Source organism: Pseudomonas sp. NGC7, from assembly GCF_047159675.1.
GTDB lineage: Bacteria > Pseudomonadota > Gammaproteobacteria > Pseudomonadales > Pseudomonadaceae > Aquipseudomonas > Aquipseudomonas kermanshahensis.
In genome coordinates this window covers 3,156,591-3,175,063 of record NZ_BAAFZY010000001.1, presented here as the reverse complement: position 1 = coordinate 3,175,063, position 18,473 = coordinate 3,156,591, and the positions used below count along the sequence as shown (strand labels likewise).

The window sequence follows — 18,473 nt, the reverse complement described above, 5'->3', positions numbered from 1 at the left end:
ATCAGCCTCCTTCTGGACTGGGTTTGAGGGGTACTCGAGCTGCAGCTTTGTCCGCCAGCCAGGCCCAACCGATCAGGCCCAGTCCAGCAGAAATGAGCGCAGCGGGCACATGGATCAGGGCGATGCCGGCGACCAGTAGGCCGAAGCCAAGCAGTCCAGCGACCCACGCAGCAATTGCAATGGTGTTCAAACCCCAACTCCTTCGTCGTAAATGGAACTGCCGCTGCTGCCGGAAGACACTGCCCCGCTAATACCTGTCGCCATGATCGCGGCAATGATTCCGTCAATTCGGCCCGTTGCTTTAGCCTTGTCGGCCTTTCGGTTGTTTGCCGGATCGGAAACAATCACGGCGTTACCGGCACACCAGGTCATTACTGGATTGCCATCGTGCCGCAGAGACTCCACCGCCTCGGCCGGCAGCGCATCATCGAAGAACTCTGCCGCGCCACCCTCTTCCTCTGGTTGCGGCTCGATCATGCCGAGCAGCCGCCGCTCAAACTCATCCACCGCCGGCCCCATATCCTTGAAGCCCTGCCCGAACTCCACGAGCTCAGGCAATGTGATGTCGTACTCGCTCATCAGCTGCCGCATATCCTCGATCCGCCAGCGGTCAAACGCGATCTTGTCCACCTGGAAGAAGTCACAGATGGTCTGCAGCCGACGCAACACATGCAGCTTGCTGATGGCACGCCCTGGCGTCGTTTCTAGATCCCGCGATTTAATCCATGCCGCATAAGGCACTTTGTCGCGGGCTTCGCGCTTGTCGAGTTCGTGATCGGGAATCCAAAAATACGGCAACAGCCGCCAGTGCGGATCCTCGTAGGTCGGATAGAACAGCAGGACAAATGATGTCAGGTCCGTCGTGCTGGATAGGTCCAGTCCGCCAACGCTGGGGCGATTGCGCAACAGCGACATGGGTACGCGCTCTTCAGCCTGGCTCCAGACATCCCAAGAGATCCATGGCGACTCTGCGCCGGTCCATTCGCAGAAGTTGAGGCGCCGCACCATGGCTTCCTTGCTCGGCATCCCCCGGGCTTCGGTCACCTGTTCGCGCAAGTACTTCATGCCCGGAAGATCAGCATCCTGAAGCGAAGGGTTGGACTTGAACCAGCAGCTTTCGTCCTGAATAGGATCATCGCCCTCGTCCAGCGAACAGATGTAGGCAAAGAATCCGTCATCAGTGAGTGCCCCAGATGCAACCCGAGAGCCATACTCGTGGTACTCCCAGCAAGGGCCGCGCTTGTTCGAGCCGCTGTTGGTGATCATGAAAATGAGCGCCTGTTTACGGCTCTTGGTGCCGGCTCGCATCATCTCCACGACCATGTTGGTCTTGTGCTCGTGCACTTCGTCGATGAGCGCCATGTGTGGCCGCGGACCAGACTGACCATCATCCGAACTGATCGGTCTGAAAAACGATCCTGACTTGAGGTAGGCCAGGTTCCAAATGTTCTGGCCGGTGCCGCTGCAAACCAGGCGCTTGGTCAACTCCGGAGATTGCTGCACCATCGCCACAGCATCCCGGAACAGGATCATGGCCTGATCTTTTTTGGTCGCGGCAGCGTAGATCTCGGCGCGTGCTTCGTTGTCCGCGATCAGTCCGGTCAGCCCCACCCCGGCGGCCAAGGGCGATTTTCCCGAACCCTTACCGCTCTCGACGTAAACGACCCGGAAGCGGCGATACCCGTCACTGGACTTCCATCCGAAGATGCTGCCCACAATGAATTTTTGCCAGGGCAACAGCTCGAACGGCAGCCCTTCAAACTCCCCACCGTTCAACTTGAGGACTGTGCGATAGAAGCGAATAGCTTTGTTGGCCGCAGCCAAATCCCAGGTCAGCCCGCGCTTCGGCCCCTCCTCCAGGTCATGCAGATGGCGCGCACACGCATTTCGAATGTCTGGCCCCGCGACACGCTCACCGGAATGAACTTCCTTGGCGTACTGCGTTGCCGGGTCGTCAACCGAAGAACTCCGCGAACTGGTCTTCTTTTGGCTCATCGTCTTTTACTTGCACCTTGGATCGCGCAGCCGGTGTCAGGCCGAATTCGACCAGGTAGCTTTTGAAGCGGCGGTCTACGTCGGCCAACATGGCCACCGCCGGGTTCGCCTTGAGCACCAGTTCGCCCTGGGTGCTGGTGGTTTCGTAAGTCCGCCCCTGCGCATCAATCACATCACGCAGGGCAAGGATTTCGGAGTAGCAATCGCAGAGGCGCTCAAGCGCAAAGCCATCGGCTTCGGTAAGCACCCCCATGCGGTCCAGCAACACAGTGAGCCGCCCCCACGCCACCTGGCCATCCGAGCTCAGGTGATCTGGGGCACTGGGAATGCGCTTAGCTGGCTGAGGCTCATTTTTGTTGATCGGGCGCTTACCGGGATTCCCTCTGACAAGCTTCAGCTCCGTCGGTGTAGGTCGTCTCCCGGCCATTTTCTGCTCTCAAAAAAAATCATTTCATTTCGCGGCTTTGCACGCGGAGGGGGGCGAACGGTCAGGAAAGGCCTCCGAAAAAACTTTTTCACCCCCCCTGCCCTGGGATGGAGCCCCGCGCCGCCCGGAAGCCCTCAGGAGGGCCGATTCCAGTGATGCCTGGGGTCCAGCGGCCTCCCGCTGACGTCGCACCCTGCCTCGCGCCCTGACTTCTCCAGGCGCTGCTTGTAGGAGCTGTGGCAGTTAGTGCAAAGCGACTGCCAGTTCGCCCTATCCCAGAAAAGGGTCATGTCACCTCGGTGTGGCGTGATGTGGTCGACGACTGTGGCTGCCCTGTTCAGGCTCGTCTTTTCGCACCGAACGCAGAGGGGGTTCTTGCGCAACCACCCCTCGCGGGCCTGCTGCCATCGATAGCCGTATGGGCTCGGCTTTTTGCCTGCCTCGAGTAGCGACATGTGTCACCCCTGCGCCTTGCGGGAAATAAACAGATCTGAGTATCCGCGCAGCTTCTCAACACCCATGAAGCCAACAGCGCCGCCTGCGAAGGTGGCCATGCCCTGCGGCAACCCCATCCATTCAAGCAGTGGCACTAGGGCTAAGGTGATGAGGCCGCAGAGCGCGCCCTCCAAGATCATCTGCCGACGGGTGCCTCCGCCATACACCACCCGAAGGGCAGCGATCGCGACTGACAGGCCAGCGGCATACAGCTGAGGCTGGTGAGCCAGCACCCAGGCGAGCACGGCGGCCCACAGGCCAGGATCCTTCTCGGGCATTTTTGGCATCTCAATTCTCCCTTTCGGGAAGCTGAAACAAAAAAGCCCGCTCAATGGCGGGCTTTATGACTGTATGATTGGGCGTCTATTCTCTGGCTATCCGAACGATGGGCTCGTCGTCACTCTTCCTTTCACTGTCACTGCGTTCATGGTACTGGAAGGACGTGGAATGGACTAACTCTGAATGGCTGATCAAGCCTGCCATAGCGACTTCGGCCCATGGTCCCGCCGCTGAAAACGAAGCATAGGGCTTGTGAGTATGCAGAACGCTGTCCACTTCAGGCGGATAGGTAAACCGCTCCTGGATCTCCCTAATCTGTTCAGCAGTTAACTGTCCAACCGTGCTTTCAGCCTTCTTTGAGGCTACGTCACCCAGATCGCGGTGAAGCGCCTCAATCTTGCGATTCAACCGCTCAATATCGGCACGCATCTCACGTATGGATGCGGAGGCAGACTCCGCACTCGCTTGTGCCTGAGCGCGCTGCATTTCCTCGATAGGAGATACAGGGAATTTGGTAGGACCATTTTTGATGCCCCGGTAAATGGCAACGCCGATAATCAGTCCCACTCCTATAATCCAGAACAGGATGATCCAAATCGTCATTTTTCCACCTCCTGAACTGCGATCACATAGGAGATCGCAATGAGGAAAACACTTGATACTGACATTGTAGCAGCAGCGACAATTACCATAGGTTTCGTATTGTCAAGTAGTGAAAGCGTTGCTACACCAGTGACCATGAAGCCTGTAGCCAAGCCTATCAATAGACTCGTGAGCCACCGAATGGTTTTGTTATCCATTTACATCCTTGTGGTCCAAGAACTTACAGCGCAGCTGGAAGAGCATGAGGGGCGGATAGGAGTGTCGACAAGGCAGAGGCTAGCATCAACTCTATCCTAAAAAAGCGCAGATACCGCATGATGGATAAATGATCGGCCATGGGGCCATTTGATGTCAAGCGGCATTTTCTAGGGATAGCCCCTCATGGGTGAGAATCGCGCCCGCCTCAGCCAAGGCCTCAACGACCATCCCATCAAGAACAACTTCGATTCCCGCCCTCCACCGGCGACGGGTGCGCTCAGGACTAGCATCCGGGTCCCACCGGTTCATGTCGTAGAACTGGGCTGGCAGAACGATGATATCGCTCGAGCGCTTTCCATCGGCCCCCTTCATCTTGGGAATAGCCCAAGCCGTCACAGCACTGATGATGAAAAGCTTGGGAGCGTGAGAGGCGACTATGGGCCAGAGCCTACCTAGCGATTGGACCTTGCGCCCTTTATGCGTGCTGTACTTTGCCACAAGTACATCCCAGTGCCTCGGCTTCAACTGGCTGTGCAGCCGGGCGAACACCCAGCAGTCCGCATCCAAGCGACTGATTTTGCCGCGCTCTACCGATCGGCTCAGGATGGCCATGTCGTGGCCATCTTCACTGCCTGGATCATATAGCTTCTGCCAAGCCTGCTTGCTGGTGTTGTCGATCGCTTCTGCAGCTAGGGCCGAGACGACCGCCGCGAGTACGCTGCTGTAAATCATGTCCTTCCCCTCAATCCCCGGAGTAGTTGGTGCCACCGGCGCCGCGCCGGTTGCTTCCCTGATATGTGGCCTCAGGCCCGGATGCCTGAGGGTTCTTCAACTGCTCGACCTGCCGGAGCACTGCCCGCAGGTTCATACCCAACTGGATTGCCAACTCCTCCAGTGGCATAGGCCGGTTCGTCCATCGATCAATCCAGCCCGTGGCGCTGCAGGTGTCACAGCCAAGCTCATGGAAAACGCCCTGTACTACCCCGCGACCTTGGCAATCTGGGCACTCGGCAAGCTTGATCATGTGCTTCTTGAAGGATGGCCCGTGGCGCTTCCCTGTCATTTCGAATCCTCGCTTATGGTGGATACCGGAAGTCCGTCGAAACCCGCACGCTTTGCGGCCCGCGAGAGAGTCCATGAATCCATTGATCTATCACCGGTCAAGCCGTGAACCGACTCAAAACCCTTCTGATCAAGGTGTGCGTGCCACTTCTCCAGCGCCTCACGCTTGCGGGCCATCACGTCGGACTGGATGTACACCTTCACGTTGTGGCCCATGGCATGGTTGATCAGCAGCTCGCCCACCAGGTGGTCAACACCCAGGTCAGCCCAACCGGTACGGGCCAGCTTGCGTAGGTCGTGGCTGGTCCATTCGCCTTGCCCCATGACCGTGAACACAGCAGAGGCCTTCGCTTCACTCAAAGGCTTGCCCTGCCGGCCCGGGAACAGGAACTGGCCGTCATAGCCCTGGTTGCGCTGGATCTCGCGGTAAGCCATCAACAGGAAGCGCACCTGGTCGGTCAGTGGCAGTCGGTGCTGCACGCCGGTCTTGGTGTGCTCGGCAGGAATGAACCACTCCCGCTCGGCCAGGCTGATGTGGTTCCAGCGGGCCAGTCGGGTTTCACCCAGCCGGGTACCGTGGCACAGCATCATCAGGGCCAGTACGCCATGCTGCGGGAGGTTCGCCAGGGTGCTCTTCATGCGCGACATCAGGTCTTCCAGGTGCACACCGCGCAGCCGCGACGGCTTGACCGTGACCTTGGCCTTCGAGAAGTCGCCAAAGCGAATGCCGGCCATGGGATTGGAGCTGAGCAGGCCCAGCTTGGTGGCCTGCCGGAAGGCCAGTGCCAGCAGCTGGAACACCAGGCGCACGTAATCGATCGACAGCGACTCTTGCAGTGGCCACATCAGTTCGCGATCGAGCAGCGCCTTGTCGATTTGGGCCAGCGGGATTTCGCCCAAGCGAGGCACCAGGTGCTGCTTGATAGCCGACGCCGCCGTGCTCTTGCGCTTGCCCGACAGGTTGCGGTCACGGGACATGCGCTCAGCGAACCAGGACAGCAGCTCACCAGTCAGCACCCAGCTCGATAAGCTCGACCCTTCACCAGCCTCCAGTCGCAGACGGATATCCGGCAGCGCCGCGGCCACCTTGGCGGCGCTCAGTTCTGGGTACGAGCCGATCAGGTTCCACTTACCCTTGTGGATCAGGTACCAGGACCCGCGCTCACGGGAACGGTGGAACCGAAAATACAGGCCGTGATTGCCCAGGGCACGCAGGTCGCGCACCTGGCCGGCGGCCTGCCGGCGAATCTCTGCATCGCTGATTTTCACAGCGGCGGTGTTGGTCATGCTGCAACCTCCGTTTTAGGCAGGGCCAGGTACGCCCTCAGGCACTCCATGGCGTCGAAATGCCCCTGACACACAACGGCCAGGTAGCCTTGGTCGTTCAGCCGGCGAATGCACGCTTGCTGGCTGGACGAGACAGGCGCCGGGTCAACGGTCGCCTTGAATTCGATGTACAAACCGAAGTACCCGCCGCGGGCCATGGTCAGCACCAGGTCGGGGATGCCGGCCTTCACGCCCTGAGCCTTGAGCTTCAGCGCCACGCCCTTGTGCCGGTGACCGCCGTTCGGGACGTGATAGATCAGCTCGAACACCTCGGGATAGCGCAGCTGGATCTCTTCGAGCAGGGCGGCCTGCTCCTGCCCTTCCCGGTCGACGGGCTTGGCGCGGACGGACTTGGGTCGGGCCGGATGGCGGAATGGGGGAATTTGGCTATTCATGCGATCAGCACCCCTTCGTGGAGCAGCAGTGCCTGGGTGCGCATAACACCTTCAGCGTGGTACTGGCGGGCGGTGTCGCGGTCCACGGACCGGCTGCGCCCATCACAGGCATCGTGGCAGGCGCTGCAGGACCAGGCGCCTTGCAGGTCGTGCGGTTTCTTGCCGACGCCGCAGGTACCGGCCAGGCGGTAGTGCGCAAGGACGGTGGTCTCGGGGTTGCCGTTGCACACGCCCGGAATGCGCACCTGGCATTCCCGGCCGCGAGCGGCCTTGGTCAGTTTTGTTTGGCGCACGGGACGCCTCCTTGCAGGTTGATTGATCAGCGCCCCGCCAAACGGGCACGCATGGCTGCCAGGGCAGAATTTCCGACTTGCGGGGTACGGCGGGCGGCAACCTCGGCGGGAAGTGCCAGGGGCATCTTCTGCAACGGCTCACCAGCCATAAGCCGACGAACCGCGATGGCGTAGTTGCGCTCGAACAGCTTCGAGTTGACATCGGATGGCAGCTTGTTGAGGTTCTCAAAGCCGCACTCCTTGGCCGCGTGCCAGACCGCGTCATGACTCCACTTCCCCCTGCCAGCCGTCGCAGGATGTGCATTGCGAGTCGCTTCGCGGAAAGCGGCCGCCAAGGCTGGAAGGCCGAGCATTTCTGGAGACGGCTGACACCACTGAATGAACTCGCCGGGCGGCGGAATAAACGCTGCACCCGACTGGCGGCAGCGCATCAGCCCAAACTGCAACTGCTCGGGATTGCAGATGCCGGCCTCAAGAAAAGCGGTCAGCCATTGCTGCTTGGACGCGTCGTATGTGGCCTGGTCTGGCCAAGCCTGCTTCCAGGCGGTGCAGATCGATCGCAGATCACGGAACAGATCGTTGATCACCTTCGCTGTCTTCTGGTTGAGTTCTGCCTTCACGTCATCTGGCAGCTCGTATCCAGCAGAGACGTGCTGGCCGGACTGAACCTTGGCCCACAGGCCATGAGTCACAACTGCGACTGGGTTCATTGGGCGCTTCCCTGCTCAATCCACGACGTGTCACTGTCGTCGAGCTGCAGGCCGCCAGGTCCCGCCCTCAGAGGGACGACCTTCGCCGCATTCGCAAGGTCGCGCTTTCTCCAGCCGACCAAGTCGGCGATCCACTGGCTCTCGGTTTTGGCCAGCCCCTTCGCGTCGTGATGGACGACAAAGCCCGAAATGGCCTTTTCCGAGAATTCCTCGATGGCTACCCCTGAGCGCTTGGCGTAAGCCTCAAGCTGAGCCTGGTCAGGGATCCAATCCAGGAACATCGCGAACGGCTCACGCGGAGAGTGTGTATTACTTCCCTTCCCTTCCCTTCCGGGGGTGAGGCCTCGATCACCGCTAGACGAGCCTTCACCGACTTCTCGGCGAGCACTCGGCGAAGGTTCAACGAATTCAGGGTGCTTTACAGTGGGTCTATCGATCTTCTGGTGGTGCCATCCGTTGACGTGCAGGTACTGCTTCGATGCCGCCTCGTAGATGGTGATTAGTCGGTTCGATACCAGCTCAGCGAGCAGCCCTTCCACCGCTAACGCAGTGATGTCGTCTCCCGGGAAAACGAGCGCCTTGATAGTCTTGGGGGACATCGGATGGTTGCCTGCGTCGTCGCAGAAGTTCCAGATCCCGATGAACAGGAGTCGAGCCATCGCCGAGCACTCCATGACCTGCTCACTGGTCCAGAACTCAGGCTTTATGGTGCGGATACGTGCCATTACGAACGCCCTCCATGACTGACAGCCTGACGCGTCAGATTTGGCGAAATGCCAAAAAGTGACGTGGAATGCGTGGTATTGCCTGCATCGGCCATGCGGTGCATAATCGACCTCGATTAACTGCTGTTGAAGAAGCCGGGCTGCCACCCGGTTTTTTTATGCCTGCGATTCAGGTACTGGATGGATCAGCAGGTGTTTCGGCCATCTACTGGCTCAGTGCCAGATCAGTAATGATTCAAATGTCAGGCTGCTTCTGGGTCGCGAGCCGTTGGCGGGAAGACATCGTCAAGGCTGCACTCGGCGCCTAGCCCGTTCAGCGCAGCGACAATCCTCCGGGCCGCATCCAGGCCGACACACCGGCGCCCGGCCTCGTAGTTGGCCAGGCGCGACTGGTTCCAGCGGAGCTCCCGGCATAGACGGGCTTGGCTAATCCCCGCAGCTACCCGGATCTTGCGAACGTTGTTCATTCGGGGTTCCTCAATGACTAGCACTCAGGATAAACACGCATCGTGTTAATATCAATCACAATAAGTGAAAGCCGTGTATTTCATTTCGTGATGAAATCCCGCGCATGAATGAATCACTGAGCCAGCGCATTAAGCGCTTGAGAAAAGCGACGGGAATGTCCCAGGCCCAGCTGGCAGATGCTTGCGGCTGGAAATCGCAGTCACGCGTCGGAAACTATGAAGCCGGTACGCGAGAGCCAACGCTGGCGGATATTGCCGCTATGGCAGCGGCCCTTGGAGTCGACCAATCCGAGCTACTCCTGAGCTCTGCGGCAGTGACCGAGGTTTCGGCGCCAGTCCGGAGTACGACTGATCTTGTCAGGCAGATGCTCGCAAAGAGCGGCAAAGGCATTCCGGAAGAGGCCCGTCAGCGCCTCCTTGCTGCGGCTGAGGAGCCGAGCGCCAGCAGTGTCGTCGCGGCTGGCTTCGTTCGGCCAGGCCTCGTGGGCGATGAGGTGTGGATTGCTCACTACGACGTGCGCGGAGCAATGGGCGATGGTGAAGTAGCGCACGACTTCCCTGAAATGCTGCAGGACATCCGGGTCAGCCCTACTCACCTGCGAGAGATGGGGGTCGAGTTCAAAGAGCATTTCCATCTGAAGCTCATAACAGGTGTCGGTCAGTCCATGGCACCGACCATCAAGAGCCGCGACCCGTTGGTCGTTGACATCAGCATCCGTGAATTCGTTGGCGACGGGATCTACTACTTCTCCCACCAGGGTCATCAGTACATCAAGCGCCTGCAGAAGAAGGGTCGAGAGCATTTCAAGATGATCTCGGACAACACCAATCATCCGCCTGAAGACATCCGGGTTGACGAGACTTACATCCAGGCGCGGGTGTTATTGGTGTGGAATGCCCATTTAGTCTAAGTATTGCTGCGCCCTGTCTTTATCTTACATGATGCGCCTGAGGCATCACTATGGCATCATCGCGCCTGCGTTTGCCTCCCCTCGGAATCAAGGACTTTGTTTTGAGCGACAACGACGAAGATGTTGGCAGCCTGCCACAAGACGCAGAGCCTGGCAGCGAGAGGCACCGGGTACTGACCACGGATGGATTTGAGCTCTCGGAGCTGCTCAATGAAATCGCCCCCGACAGCAAGTGCAGCTTTTGTCATCAGGGGGAGTACTCGATAGTGCCAGCGCCAAGTGACGACAATCTCTGCGGCGTAGTCGCAGCCTCGGTGCCTAACATGCAGAAAATCGGGGTGTGGTTCTACGTGGCCACGTGCATGACATGCGGGCATGCAGCGCTTTTTAACGCCCACTTCCTGCGAAATCTGATGGATAAGCGCAAAAAATGAACGTAGCGATGACTTCGCGCTCCGTTTATGAGGTACTGGAAGAGGCTCCGCAACTGGTACGACAGGTTGCCACACGCTGCGGCGCCTTTTTTGTGACAGAAAATTTTGATACGTCTGTGAATGCCCCCATTTCGGATGAAGCGATTCGCATCAAAATTGGGGTGTATACTGATGCTCAAAGCGAGGAAGCATTAAGTCTCATGGCCGCGTTCCGCAAAGACCTATTCGTTACGGTAACCCTCCCTCTCCTCGGGATGGGAGCAGCGGTGCTCGCCGTGGTTGGCGCATCTTTTGCCTACACATGGTCGAGCTACACTAGGCTTGATGATGCTGTTGGCCCACTGGAAAGCACAACTGCTGCGCTAACCGAAAACACCAAGCAAACCAAAGCCTTGATTGATGAGATTCGATCAATGCAAAGGCAAGCTAAAGAAGACCGTGAAGCTGACCGTCAACAGACCAAAGTTGACATGGAAAAAATGAGCGATCTTCTCCAAGAGCTGCGAGCAGGGCAAGCTGCTACGAACGAAGCACTGAAGCATCTTCGCTGATCCTAAAAGGCCCGCTAGTGCGGGCTTTTTCTTACCCGTCAGAAAGGCGCCTCCTCCTCCAGCTTTTCCTCCTCCCAATCACTCTCCACGACCAGGTCGTCACGATCCTCGGCGCTCGGCGCCTCCCACCTCACCGTCACGCTTTCGTCGTCGTTGAACGTCAGGTCCAATTCCTGCGTTTCGGACAGCAGCCCCATCACCTCCTCCCACTCCATGTCTCCATCCGTGTCCAGGCGATGGATCGTCACCCAGCGCTGAGACTGTGCAATGGGGTGATTGATCATCGACGAAACCCGCAGCCCGAGCCGCTCTACCCCGGTCATCTCTTGGCGTCCTTGTGGTGCCGTCTTCTTCTGCTTGGACATAAGCCATCTCCTTTACTGTATATCCATCCAGCTATTGCAATGAGCATACATCACGCCTCGTGAAACGTGAACTCGCCTCGCAGGGAAAATCCTCAACACACCATCAGGCAAAATAAATCACACATTGTGTTGACTTAGAAAACACGATGCGTGATATTTACACCAACACGCAGTCACTCACCAGGGACTGCCGAGGCTCTCACCGGCCACCGCTCTTTATACAACCAGACGTGACCACCTCGACGCACCCAGGCCATTACCTGGGTCGGGACAAGCTAAGTCGTCGACCACGCAGCCTCTGGATAGCTGCCGTGCTTCCACATGCAAGCACGCGAAACCACTCACACAAACTGGCAATGCATCGAACATGAAATGTGCGGCGCCGGTGAGAGACGACTCGGTAGCGGTGAGTGGTGGAGAGAACAGATTTCACTGGCTGGCCTTGGCGACAGGGCCAGACAGGAAATCACCAATCAAACAGCCGAGATCATTGCCGATACCATCGGCCAACCTCGCAAACATCCGAGTGCAGCAACTGCGACTGATAGGACGAACAGGATCAAACCTGGGGCATTGAGGCGTCGCGGTCTGCCCGACAGCTTCCCCCACCCCGGGCCGGCGAAGTCCTCTACCAAGATTTCTCGGTATGGCCGACATGCCATTTCACCGATACCCCACAGCAATCCAGACAGAGAGAAAAAGCCTACTAGAACGTTGTCGACCCTCAGCTCTACTGTCAGTGACACCACGAAAATCACGAAACAAAGAATCGCCATGATTTTGAACCACTCGTCTGCGACGAATTTTGCAACCACGGAAACTGCCAAGGTTGCGCCCTCCTTTGCTGGCTGTGTTGTGTGAGAGCGCTCAGCCTAGCGCAAAGCCCGTCACCTGGGCAGTGGTGAGCTGGCCGCCGGCCACTAGACAACCAGTAGCACGTCAGCCTGACGATAACTGCCCGATCCACCTGGTTCCCCATCATCAGGCTGCATCGGTCGTGACGTTCGCCCTCCCCTGGTCCGGGAGGTACACGGCAGCGAGCGTCACGACCAATGCAGCCCACCGAGGACACTTCATGGAAACGATCACTTGCGGGTCATGGATTGGCCAGCTCGGCAAGGCGCTGGCTCCCCGTGAGCTCGAAGCATTGCTGTGGGTGGCCCAAGGCCTCACCACCAAAGAAATCGCCCGCCAGATGGCGGTCAGCCCAGGCACCGTGGCCAACCGAATCGAGGCCGCGCTGTTCAAGCTGGAGGCCGGCCGCCGCATCGAAGCAGTCACCAAGGCCATGCGCCAACAGATCATCAGCCCGATCTGCATCGCCCTGGCCGCGCTCATCACCATGCACGCGGTGATCGACGAGAGCGACCCCATGCGCCGCGACCGTCGCGCGCCGGAGCGCCGCACCGCCCAAGTTCGAATCGTTCGCAAGGCCGAGGCCTTCGAGTACCACGCCTGACCCTACCGAGGATCACCCCATGCAGACAGCAATGCACCCTGCTTTCGAGCAGAAGCTTGCCGTGCTCGCGGCCTTGCTCGAGCGCAGTAAGTCAGTGAGGGCCGAGGCGCACGCCAAGGTCAACCAGCCCGCACCGCGGTACCAGGCATCGGGCAAGGACGGAAAATGGGATGTGGTGGAGATCTCCACTGGCGCCGTTCAGGGCTACGCCTTCACCTATCGGGCCGTCATGCGCTTTGTTAACGCGATGGAGGCAGGTGCGGCGAGCAAGGGAGGCGGACTTCAATGATCGACAGCCCAAATCAAGACCAGCGCAGTGCCGTGCTAGCCCAGCTCAATGCGAGCATCGACAGCTTCTTTCTCGACGGCGGCCAGGTGCAAAGCCTGCCGACCAAAGGCTATGTGCCGCGTCGCGCGCACCGTGATCTTGAGCCGGCACGAGCGCAAGCCGCTCCGCTGAATGCCCGCACTGAAAGACGCCAGATGCGCATTGAAGAGGTGCGTGAGCTGGCGAAGCTCATGACTTATGCCGAAGCCGCTGCATACACCGGCCTGTCATTGAGCTGCCTGAGCCGTTACGCCTTGGACGGCCAATTCAAATTCAAGCGAGATCCAAGGCGCGGCAAGGGCAACCTGGGCAAGAAGCTCAGCGACCCGGCGGCCGACAGGGACAAAGCGGATCAGATCATCGCCTACCGCAACCTCTGCATGACCAGATATCAGGTGGTTCGGCTGATGAAGATCTCCGACAAGCAGCTAAAGCGTCTGCTGCGGGAGTTCGAGATCAACTTCCCGACCACCGCCGAAAAGCGAGAAGCCAACACAGCATGAAACGCATCAACGCGCGCGTCCGGCACGGCCGGCGCCAGCAGCACATCAATCTGCCGCCCAGCGGCATCGTCCATCAGGAGACGCAGCAATGTCCAAGCCCACTGACACAACCGAATTCCTGCAGGAGCTCAACGGCGGCGCCTTCGCCAGCCAGATTGGCCACGCCCTGTCGGAAGTAGCCGCGGGCGTCGTCGACCATGGCAAGGCTGGCAAGATCACCATCACCTTGGACTTCAGCCAAATCGGCGACTCCCACCAGGTAAAGATCAAGCACAAGCTCGACTACAAAGTGCCGACCAAGCGCGGCACACGCAGCGAAAACACCAGCCTCGATACGCCGATGTACGTCGGTACCGGCGGCAACATCTCTCTGTTCCCGGAAAAGCACGACCAGCTCTTCACTCGTGACGAAGCACCTGTACACCCACGCTCGTAACTCTCAGCACCTACAAGGAAAAGCGCATGTCCCTCAGCAAAGAAGCTCTCGAACTGATCCAAGAAAACGCCGTCGCTGCAGCTGGCATCACGCTGCCAGCCCTCGGAGAGGTTGCCGTCGTCCCGCAGAACTTCAACGTGGTTGACCTGGAGCGCTTCCAGGCGGGCCGAAATCGCTTCCGTGGCACCTACGCCACCCATTCGCTGGCTGACTACAGCGCCTACGTTGTCGAGCGCTCGGCGCCAGCGGCGCGCGGCTTCATCGATCAAGACAACATGAGCTGCATCGTGCTGTTCAACATCGGTACTGCCGACGAGCCAGGCCATGCCGATGATCGCGCCGTGCTGCGCCTCAAAGCTTCCGCTGCTTTCGCCGCCGTTCAGGCGGTGTGCGGCCAGAGCCTGGTGCAAAAGTCCATGAGCGACTGGATCGAAGACTGGAACCAGCACCTGTCCGCTACCGATGAGAATGGCCAGAGCATGAGCATCGCCAAAGCGATCGCCGCGGTTCGAACCATCACCGTGAAGGCCTCGTCGGAGAGCGATCACGCAGTCGGTGAAACTCGCGCCAGCCGCAGCACCATGGACCAGATCGAGGCCAGCAGCAAAGAAACCCTGCCGGCCTGGCTGGACTTCAAGGTCATCCCGTTCGAAGGGCTGGGCGAGCAAGTGATCCGCCTGCGCGTGTCGGTCATCACCGGCGGCTCGCAACCGGTGCTGAAGCTGCGCTGGATCGGCGAAGAAGCGCAGCGCGAGGCCATTGCGCAGGAGTTCAAAGCCGTTCTCGACACCAAGGTAGGCACCGCCGCGAAGCTGTCCCTAGGCACCTTCGACGCGAAGTGAACAAGCTCAGCGCCGCAGACCGCGAAATGTGATCAGTGGCGCTGGAGTTCAGCCAAAGGAGCATGCTGATGATTCCGCAGGATCCAGGGGACAGCTGATTTAACCTTATTTCGGGTAAGGAACCCACAAGGTGCAGGCTGACGCCGATTGTGCAATCAGCCAATCATGCTTGCGGGCATCGAATGGTCTCTGCATGCCCTCGGCGACTTTTAGTGCAACCGTGTAAGCCCCTAGTACCTCCCCCTCGTAGGGCATTGTCTCTCCGAGAGCTGGGTTTGCCTTTAGCGCCTTGAATGCCTCAAGTAGGAGATCTGGCTGCTTGCTGGCATCAGCATTCCTTTCAATCACAGAAACTGCGAGAAAGGCCGCGTTTGAGCAGCGATCAATCTTTTCTCGCTGCGCTTTGTTGCTTTCAGTTGCACTCACCGAAGTGACGAATGTCAGTGCAATCCATGCAGCAGCTATCGCGTAGCGCATTGAACAGGCCTCAAATGAAATTGAGGCGAATGAAACATCATTCCCAATCAAATTGCCACCATGACAATGCCCGCATGAGGGTGCCTGTGTACCCGCTGTTGGGTGTCATGGTTTAAACCGCAGGTAGAGCATGGCAGCTACCAGATCAACTGCCGCCACGACTGCGATTACGAAAAACATGAACCAGTGGTCTTCCGGGAGCATGTCGTGATACCCGTTCGATGTGCTTTGTCCACTCCGAGCAATTCCTATTCCAACTCACCCATGCCGCATCCGGCCACGGAGGGCGGCGCATGCATGGAGAAAGCCATGAGCTACTTCTACAAGACCAAATCCCCGAAAGTCCTGGCCGCCGTACGCGCCTGGGACGCCAAGAAGGGCGACTGGACTACTCAGCGCGAGAAGCTGGGCCAGATCTTCGGCGGCGCCGCCTCGCCGATGTTCAGCAGCACGCGCAGCTACGTTGGCGGCATCAAGCTCAGCGCCAGCACCTCGCTGGACGTTCATTGGTGCCGACCAGATCAGTATGGCTACCGCGCGCTACGAACCTCTGCGAAGCACGCCGAGGGCACCGACAAGGAAGTGCGCGCCAGCGAGAAGGCTGAGCACCAACGATTACTCGACCTCTGGAAAGAGCACTGCCCGCCGAGCATAGATCAGGACGAGATGTGGACCGCGATCGGAGTGAACACCGGCGGTATCTGGCTCGCCGGCGGCGTGTGTTTCGAACATGACGGAGCTACCTACCTGAACCTTGGATGTGCCGAAACCGAGGTTGACGGCTTGGTCGAGATCGTCAGCAGCGAGTACGAGGCCGCTCGCCAACGTGTACTCAACCAGCGCAAAACCGCCTGAACCTCCTGCGCTGCCCGCCAGCGCCTTCCCCTACTCAACAATCAGCTAAAGCGAAACAGCTAAAACTCCGCTTGGCCTACTTTGAAGCATTCAGCTTGTCAGCCGCATCGACGTTTTTCTTTACACCCGTGGCCATCATTAGGGTAGCCATTGACATTGCAAGACAGAATATAGCGCCAGCTCCAATCCCGATGGATATCAAATTCGTGAAGGTTTTTTCTGTCACAACGGTCAAATACATTCCAATGAACGCTAAAACTTGAAAACTGACAGCTCTAATCAGCGAATGAGTTACAACGCCCATCGCCTTAAGCCGCGCATATTCACTTGCAGCCAATTCTTCGACCTTCTTCAGCTGTGCGTTTTTCCTCTTATCGGAAGATCGCCGCCATTTTTCTGAAACCTTGCTCATACCGCTATCCAGCCACCCTTTGGCATACGCGGAAAAGAAGTTAATCAGGATCCCAACTACCACTACCGAGACCCACCACACCGGGTCTCCGAAAAACGACATTTCGCCCATTTGCAGGTCCATCAGCTGAAAAATGGACCGCACGATATCAAACAACCCCTCGAAGAGGAATTCCATGACCACAGCAATCGACCTGTTCGCCGGCCTGGGCGGATGGAGCACCGGCGCGCGCGCCGCAGGCGTCCAGGTTCTCTGGGCGGCAAACCACTGGCCGGTAGCCGTTGAATGGCATAGCGCCAACCACCCCGACACGCAGCACGTCTGCCAAGACTTGCACCAGGCCCGCTGGGAGCAGGTGCCGGCACACGACATCATGCTGGCTTCGCCTTGCTGCCAGGGCCACGCCAAGGCCCGCGGCAAGAAGTCAGGAAACCCAGAACACGACGCATCACGCTCGACGGCCTGGGCGCCGGTATCGGCTCTTGAGTTCCACCGGCCGCAGGCGGCAGTGATCGAGAACGTGCCAGAGTTCACCGACTGGGTTCTCTATCCCGCCTGGCTACAGGCCGTCCAGGCGCTGGGCTATCAGGCCGCGCCGCACATCGTCGACTGCGCCGACCTGGGCGTACCGCAACACAGAGTGCGCCTGTTCATCGTGCTGACGCGCAGCAAGGCCCCGCTGATGTTGCAACTGCCCCGCGAGCGGCACGTGCCGGCCGCCAGCTTCCTCGACTTCGATGCTGGCCGCTGGTCGCCCATCGAGAAGCCAGGCCGGGCCCAGGCCACGCTCGACCGGGTGCGCAACGGCCGCCAGCGCTTCGGCGACCGCTTCATCATGCCCTATTACGGCAAAGGCTCCGGCACCACCGGCCGCGACATCAACCGGCCGATTGGCACCATCACCACCCTGGACCGATGGGCCCTTGTTGACGGCAACCGCATGCGGATGCTCAGCGCAAGCGAGGCCCTGGCGGCAATGTCCTTCCCGACTGACACCCTACGGCCGGACAACCACCGGCTGACCATGCACATGGCCGGAAACGCGGTACCGCCCCTCGCGGGACAGCGCGTCATTGAGGCCCTGATGAAAGCAGCCTGACCCTGCTGTGCTGCCCATAATTGAATTTGATTCAACTTTGATGAGGGTTGGAACCTTCAATCAAACTCCATACCGACCTCGCAAAACTCAACATCCATCAAACTCAAGTCGCTCCAGAAAACGCCATCACCCGAATACTTGAAGTCATACTCCGTAGCTTTAAAATGGTACCCCCCCATTTTCATATCCATCCTTTCAATCGCTATTGCCGAAGGTGGCATCAGCCTAATACGAAGCGCAACATCACCCAGGGCTCGGCGGAATGTTATTTTAGTGCCAGAAACTTCTACATCCCAATTTTCTTCATGGACACTGAAGACGTTGTCATCAATACGCAGGGTTATCTCACCTTTTTCGTTGGAAAACGTCCCTGACATACGAAATGGTGAACCGCTCTCAAGCGGCGGCCGGATTGCTAAAAGATCTGCACCTGCGACTCTAATAAGAGTCTCGCACCCCGTGAAATTTATTCCACCAAGAATAACCTTAATAGGATCAGGCCCAAAATCAAAAGACTCTGACGCATACCCTTGCTGCTTACATCTAGGAGAGGCATTTGCCCGTGCCACTGTATCCACAGAAAGAGTTCCCCGGGCACGCTTCTGGTTGCACTGCATGCAAAGTAGCGTCATCCCATTAGGATTATGCTCTTTAGCGTCTGCAAAAGCCGGATCGAAATGCTCATAATCATAATAAGCCAAACCGCAAATTACACATCCGAATCCACAGCGAGAGCGAATTTCTCGACGAACTTCCTGTGGGACGTAGCGATCTAGACCAAATCGATTTTTTTCACCCATTTTCACACCTAACCCAATCCATGCGG

The 18,473-nt window shown here is 58.5% G+C and carries 31 protein-coding genes; 11 read left to right on the top strand and 20 right to left on the bottom strand.

All coding sequences use genetic code 11. The features are described from left to right. Position 1: 1 nt before the first annotated feature. From ACMCNM_RS14410 to ACMCNM_RS14345, 14 genes are all read right to left on the bottom strand, one after another. Complete coding sequence (locus ACMCNM_RS14410) at positions 2-190, bottom strand: hypothetical protein (RefSeq protein WP_275751577.1); 189 nt, start codon at positions 188-190, stop codon at positions 2-4. Further along, positions 187-1,995, bottom strand: coding sequence for a terminase large subunit (locus tag ACMCNM_RS14405; protein ID WP_412764698.1), 1,809 nt, complete (start codon positions 1,993-1,995; stop codon positions 187-189). Before ACMCNM_RS14405 ends, ACMCNM_RS14410 begins: the two co-directional genes overlap by 4 nt. Continuing rightward, a complete protein-coding gene (locus ACMCNM_RS14400) occupies positions 1,955-2,263 on the bottom strand; it encodes a phage terminase small subunit P27 family (RefSeq protein ID WP_275751573.1) in 309 nt (102 codons plus the stop codon). The genes ACMCNM_RS14405 and ACMCNM_RS14400 overlap by 41 nt, the downstream gene beginning before the upstream one ends. A gap of 293 nt (positions 2,264-2,556) precedes the next feature. Beyond that, positions 2,557-2,877: an HNH endonuclease gene (locus ACMCNM_RS14395; RefSeq protein WP_412764697.1), complete on the bottom strand. Its 321-nt coding sequence runs from the start codon at positions 2,875-2,877 to the stop codon at positions 2,557-2,559. Positions 2,878-2,880: 3 nt separating this feature from the next. Next, the gene (locus ACMCNM_RS14390) at positions 2,881-3,204 is read right to left on the bottom strand and encodes a phage holin, lambda family (protein ID WP_412764696.1); all 324 of its coding nucleotides are present in this window, start codon (positions 3,202-3,204) and stop codon (positions 2,881-2,883) included. A 76-nt stretch (positions 3,205-3,280) separates the two neighbouring features. Beyond that, entirely contained in the window at positions 3,281-3,799 is a 519-nt protein-coding gene (locus tag ACMCNM_RS14385) for a hypothetical protein (RefSeq protein ID WP_412764695.1), read from the bottom strand. Further along, a complete protein-coding gene (locus ACMCNM_RS14380) occupies positions 3,796-3,996 on the bottom strand; it encodes a hypothetical protein (RefSeq protein WP_412764694.1) in 201 nt (66 codons plus the stop codon). Before ACMCNM_RS14380 ends, ACMCNM_RS14385 begins: the two co-directional genes overlap by 4 nt. A 154-nt stretch (positions 3,997-4,150) precedes the next feature. Continuing rightward, positions 4,151-4,729 carry a hypothetical protein gene (locus ACMCNM_RS14375; RefSeq protein ID WP_412764693.1) on the bottom strand — a complete coding sequence of 193 codons (579 nt, stop codon included), beginning with the start codon at positions 4,727-4,729 and terminating at the stop codon, positions 4,151-4,153. 10 nt (positions 4,730-4,739) lie between these two features. Further along, complete coding sequence (locus tag ACMCNM_RS14370; RefSeq protein ID WP_412764692.1) at positions 4,740-5,060, bottom strand: hypothetical protein; 321 nt, start codon at positions 5,058-5,060, stop codon at positions 4,740-4,742. Then, positions 5,057-6,346, bottom strand: a complete 1,290-nt coding sequence (locus ACMCNM_RS14365) for a tyrosine-type recombinase/integrase (RefSeq protein WP_412764691.1) — start codon at positions 6,344-6,346, stop codon at positions 5,057-5,059. Before ACMCNM_RS14365 ends, ACMCNM_RS14370 begins: the two co-directional genes overlap by 4 nt. Continuing rightward, positions 6,343-6,780 carry a VRR-NUC domain-containing protein gene (locus ACMCNM_RS14360; protein ID WP_412764690.1) on the bottom strand — a complete coding sequence of 146 codons (438 nt, stop codon included), beginning with the start codon at positions 6,778-6,780 and terminating at the stop codon, positions 6,343-6,345. The genes ACMCNM_RS14365 and ACMCNM_RS14360 overlap by 4 nt, the downstream gene beginning before the upstream one ends. After that, on the bottom strand, positions 6,777-7,073 hold the full coding sequence (locus ACMCNM_RS14355; RefSeq protein ID WP_412764689.1) for a DUF1364 domain-containing protein: 297 nt from the start codon (positions 7,071-7,073) through the stop codon (positions 6,777-6,779). The genes ACMCNM_RS14360 and ACMCNM_RS14355 overlap by 4 nt, the downstream gene beginning before the upstream one ends. Before the next feature lie 26 nt (positions 7,074-7,099). Then, positions 7,100-7,783, bottom strand: a complete 684-nt coding sequence (locus tag ACMCNM_RS14350; RefSeq protein ID WP_412764688.1) for a replication protein P — start codon at positions 7,781-7,783, stop codon at positions 7,100-7,102. Further along, positions 7,780-8,508 carry a DnaT-like ssDNA-binding domain-containing protein gene (locus ACMCNM_RS14345; RefSeq protein WP_412764687.1) on the bottom strand — a complete coding sequence of 243 codons (729 nt, stop codon included), beginning with the start codon at positions 8,506-8,508 and terminating at the stop codon, positions 7,780-7,782. The genes ACMCNM_RS14350 and ACMCNM_RS14345 overlap by 4 nt, the downstream gene beginning before the upstream one ends. 68 nt (positions 8,509-8,576) lie before the next feature. Between ACMCNM_RS14345 and ACMCNM_RS14340 the strand changes: the two genes are divergently transcribed. Continuing rightward, positions 8,577-8,816 (top strand): hypothetical protein, encoded by a 240-nt coding sequence (locus ACMCNM_RS14340; protein WP_412765977.1) that lies wholly within the window; start codon positions 8,577-8,579, stop codon positions 8,814-8,816. Here ACMCNM_RS14340 and ACMCNM_RS14335 read toward each other — a convergent pair. Next, positions 8,751-8,975, bottom strand: coding sequence for a helix-turn-helix transcriptional regulator (locus ACMCNM_RS14335; protein WP_412764686.1), 225 nt, complete (start codon positions 8,973-8,975; stop codon positions 8,751-8,753). The two genes, ACMCNM_RS14340 and ACMCNM_RS14335, sit on opposite strands and share 66 nt — an antisense overlap. Positions 8,976-9,079: 104 nt before the next feature. Here ACMCNM_RS14335 and ACMCNM_RS14330 point away from each other — a divergent pair, with 104 nt between their 5' ends. The 3 genes from ACMCNM_RS14330 (at position 9,080) to ACMCNM_RS14320 (ending at position 10,871) form a co-directional block, all read left to right on the top strand. Further along, the gene (locus ACMCNM_RS14330) at positions 9,080-9,886 is read left to right on the top strand and encodes an XRE family transcriptional regulator (RefSeq protein ID WP_412764685.1); all 807 of its coding nucleotides are present in this window, start codon (positions 9,080-9,082) and stop codon (positions 9,884-9,886) included. A 101-nt stretch (positions 9,887-9,987) separates the two neighbouring features. Then, positions 9,988-10,320, top strand: a complete 333-nt coding sequence (locus ACMCNM_RS14325; protein ID WP_412764684.1) for a hypothetical protein — start codon at positions 9,988-9,990, stop codon at positions 10,318-10,320. An 8-nt stretch (positions 10,321-10,328) separates the two neighbouring features. Further along, positions 10,329-10,871, top strand: a complete 543-nt coding sequence (locus ACMCNM_RS14320) for a hypothetical protein (protein ID WP_412764683.1) — start codon at positions 10,329-10,331, stop codon at positions 10,869-10,871. Between the two features lie 38 nt (positions 10,872-10,909). Here the strand turns inward: ACMCNM_RS14320 and ACMCNM_RS14315 are convergent, their stop codons facing one another. Further along, on the bottom strand, positions 10,910-11,236 hold the full coding sequence (locus ACMCNM_RS14315) for a DUF1654 domain-containing protein (protein WP_412764682.1): 327 nt from the start codon (positions 11,234-11,236) through the stop codon (positions 10,910-10,912). 473 nt (positions 11,237-11,709) lie between these two features. Further along, positions 11,710-12,063: a hypothetical protein gene (locus ACMCNM_RS14310; protein WP_186702663.1), complete on the bottom strand. Its 354-nt coding sequence runs from the start codon at positions 12,061-12,063 to the stop codon at positions 11,710-11,712. A gap of 248 nt (positions 12,064-12,311) precedes the next feature. On the opposite strand from ACMCNM_RS14310, the gene ACMCNM_RS14305 reads away from it, so the two are divergent. From ACMCNM_RS14305 to ACMCNM_RS14285, 5 genes are all read left to right on the top strand, one after another. After that, the gene (locus ACMCNM_RS14305) at positions 12,312-12,695 is read left to right on the top strand and encodes a response regulator transcription factor (RefSeq protein WP_412764681.1); all 384 of its coding nucleotides are present in this window, start codon (positions 12,312-12,314) and stop codon (positions 12,693-12,695) included. 19 nt (positions 12,696-12,714) lie between these two features. Beyond that, entirely contained in the window at positions 12,715-12,984 is a 270-nt protein-coding gene (locus ACMCNM_RS14300; protein WP_085273453.1) for a hypothetical protein, read from the top strand. Between the two features lie 32 nt (positions 12,985-13,016). Continuing rightward, complete coding sequence (locus tag ACMCNM_RS14295; RefSeq protein ID WP_412764680.1) at positions 13,017-13,526, top strand: hypothetical protein; 510 nt, start codon at positions 13,017-13,019, stop codon at positions 13,524-13,526. Positions 13,527-13,614: 88 nt separating this feature from the next. Beyond that, a complete protein-coding gene (locus ACMCNM_RS14290; protein ID WP_014756073.1) occupies positions 13,615-13,962 on the top strand; it encodes a hypothetical protein in 348 nt (115 codons plus the stop codon). A gap of 26 nt (positions 13,963-13,988) precedes the next feature. Further along, complete coding sequence (locus ACMCNM_RS14285) at positions 13,989-14,804, top strand: DUF2303 family protein (protein ID WP_412764679.1); 816 nt, start codon at positions 13,989-13,991, stop codon at positions 14,802-14,804. 105 nt (positions 14,805-14,909) lie between these two features. On the opposite strand, the gene ACMCNM_RS14280 is transcribed toward ACMCNM_RS14285, so the two are convergent. Beyond that, entirely contained in the window at positions 14,910-15,332 is a 423-nt protein-coding gene (locus tag ACMCNM_RS14280; RefSeq protein ID WP_412764678.1) for a hypothetical protein, read from the bottom strand. 258 nt (positions 15,333-15,590) lie between these two features. On the opposite strand from ACMCNM_RS14280, the gene ACMCNM_RS14275 reads away from it, so the two are divergent. Beyond that, entirely contained in the window at positions 15,591-16,136 is a 546-nt protein-coding gene (locus ACMCNM_RS14275; RefSeq protein WP_412764677.1) for a hypothetical protein, read from the top strand. A 76-nt stretch (positions 16,137-16,212) separates the two neighbouring features. On the opposite strand, the gene ACMCNM_RS14270 is transcribed toward ACMCNM_RS14275, so the two are convergent. Further along, positions 16,213-16,725, bottom strand: a complete 513-nt coding sequence (locus ACMCNM_RS14270) for a hypothetical protein (RefSeq protein WP_275751530.1) — start codon at positions 16,723-16,725, stop codon at positions 16,213-16,215. Between ACMCNM_RS14270 and ACMCNM_RS14265 the strand changes: the two genes are divergently transcribed. After that, on the top strand, positions 16,724-17,647 hold the full coding sequence (locus tag ACMCNM_RS14265) for a DNA cytosine methyltransferase (RefSeq protein WP_412764676.1): 924 nt from the start codon (positions 16,724-16,726) through the stop codon (positions 17,645-17,647). The two genes, ACMCNM_RS14270 and ACMCNM_RS14265, sit on opposite strands and share 2 nt — an antisense overlap. A 56-nt stretch (positions 17,648-17,703) precedes the next feature. On the opposite strand, the gene ACMCNM_RS14260 is transcribed toward ACMCNM_RS14265, so the two are convergent. Further along, positions 17,704-18,447 carry a hypothetical protein gene (locus ACMCNM_RS14260; RefSeq protein WP_412764675.1) on the bottom strand — a complete coding sequence of 248 codons (744 nt, stop codon included), beginning with the start codon at positions 18,445-18,447 and terminating at the stop codon, positions 17,704-17,706. Positions 18,448-18,473 lie beyond the last annotated feature (26 nt).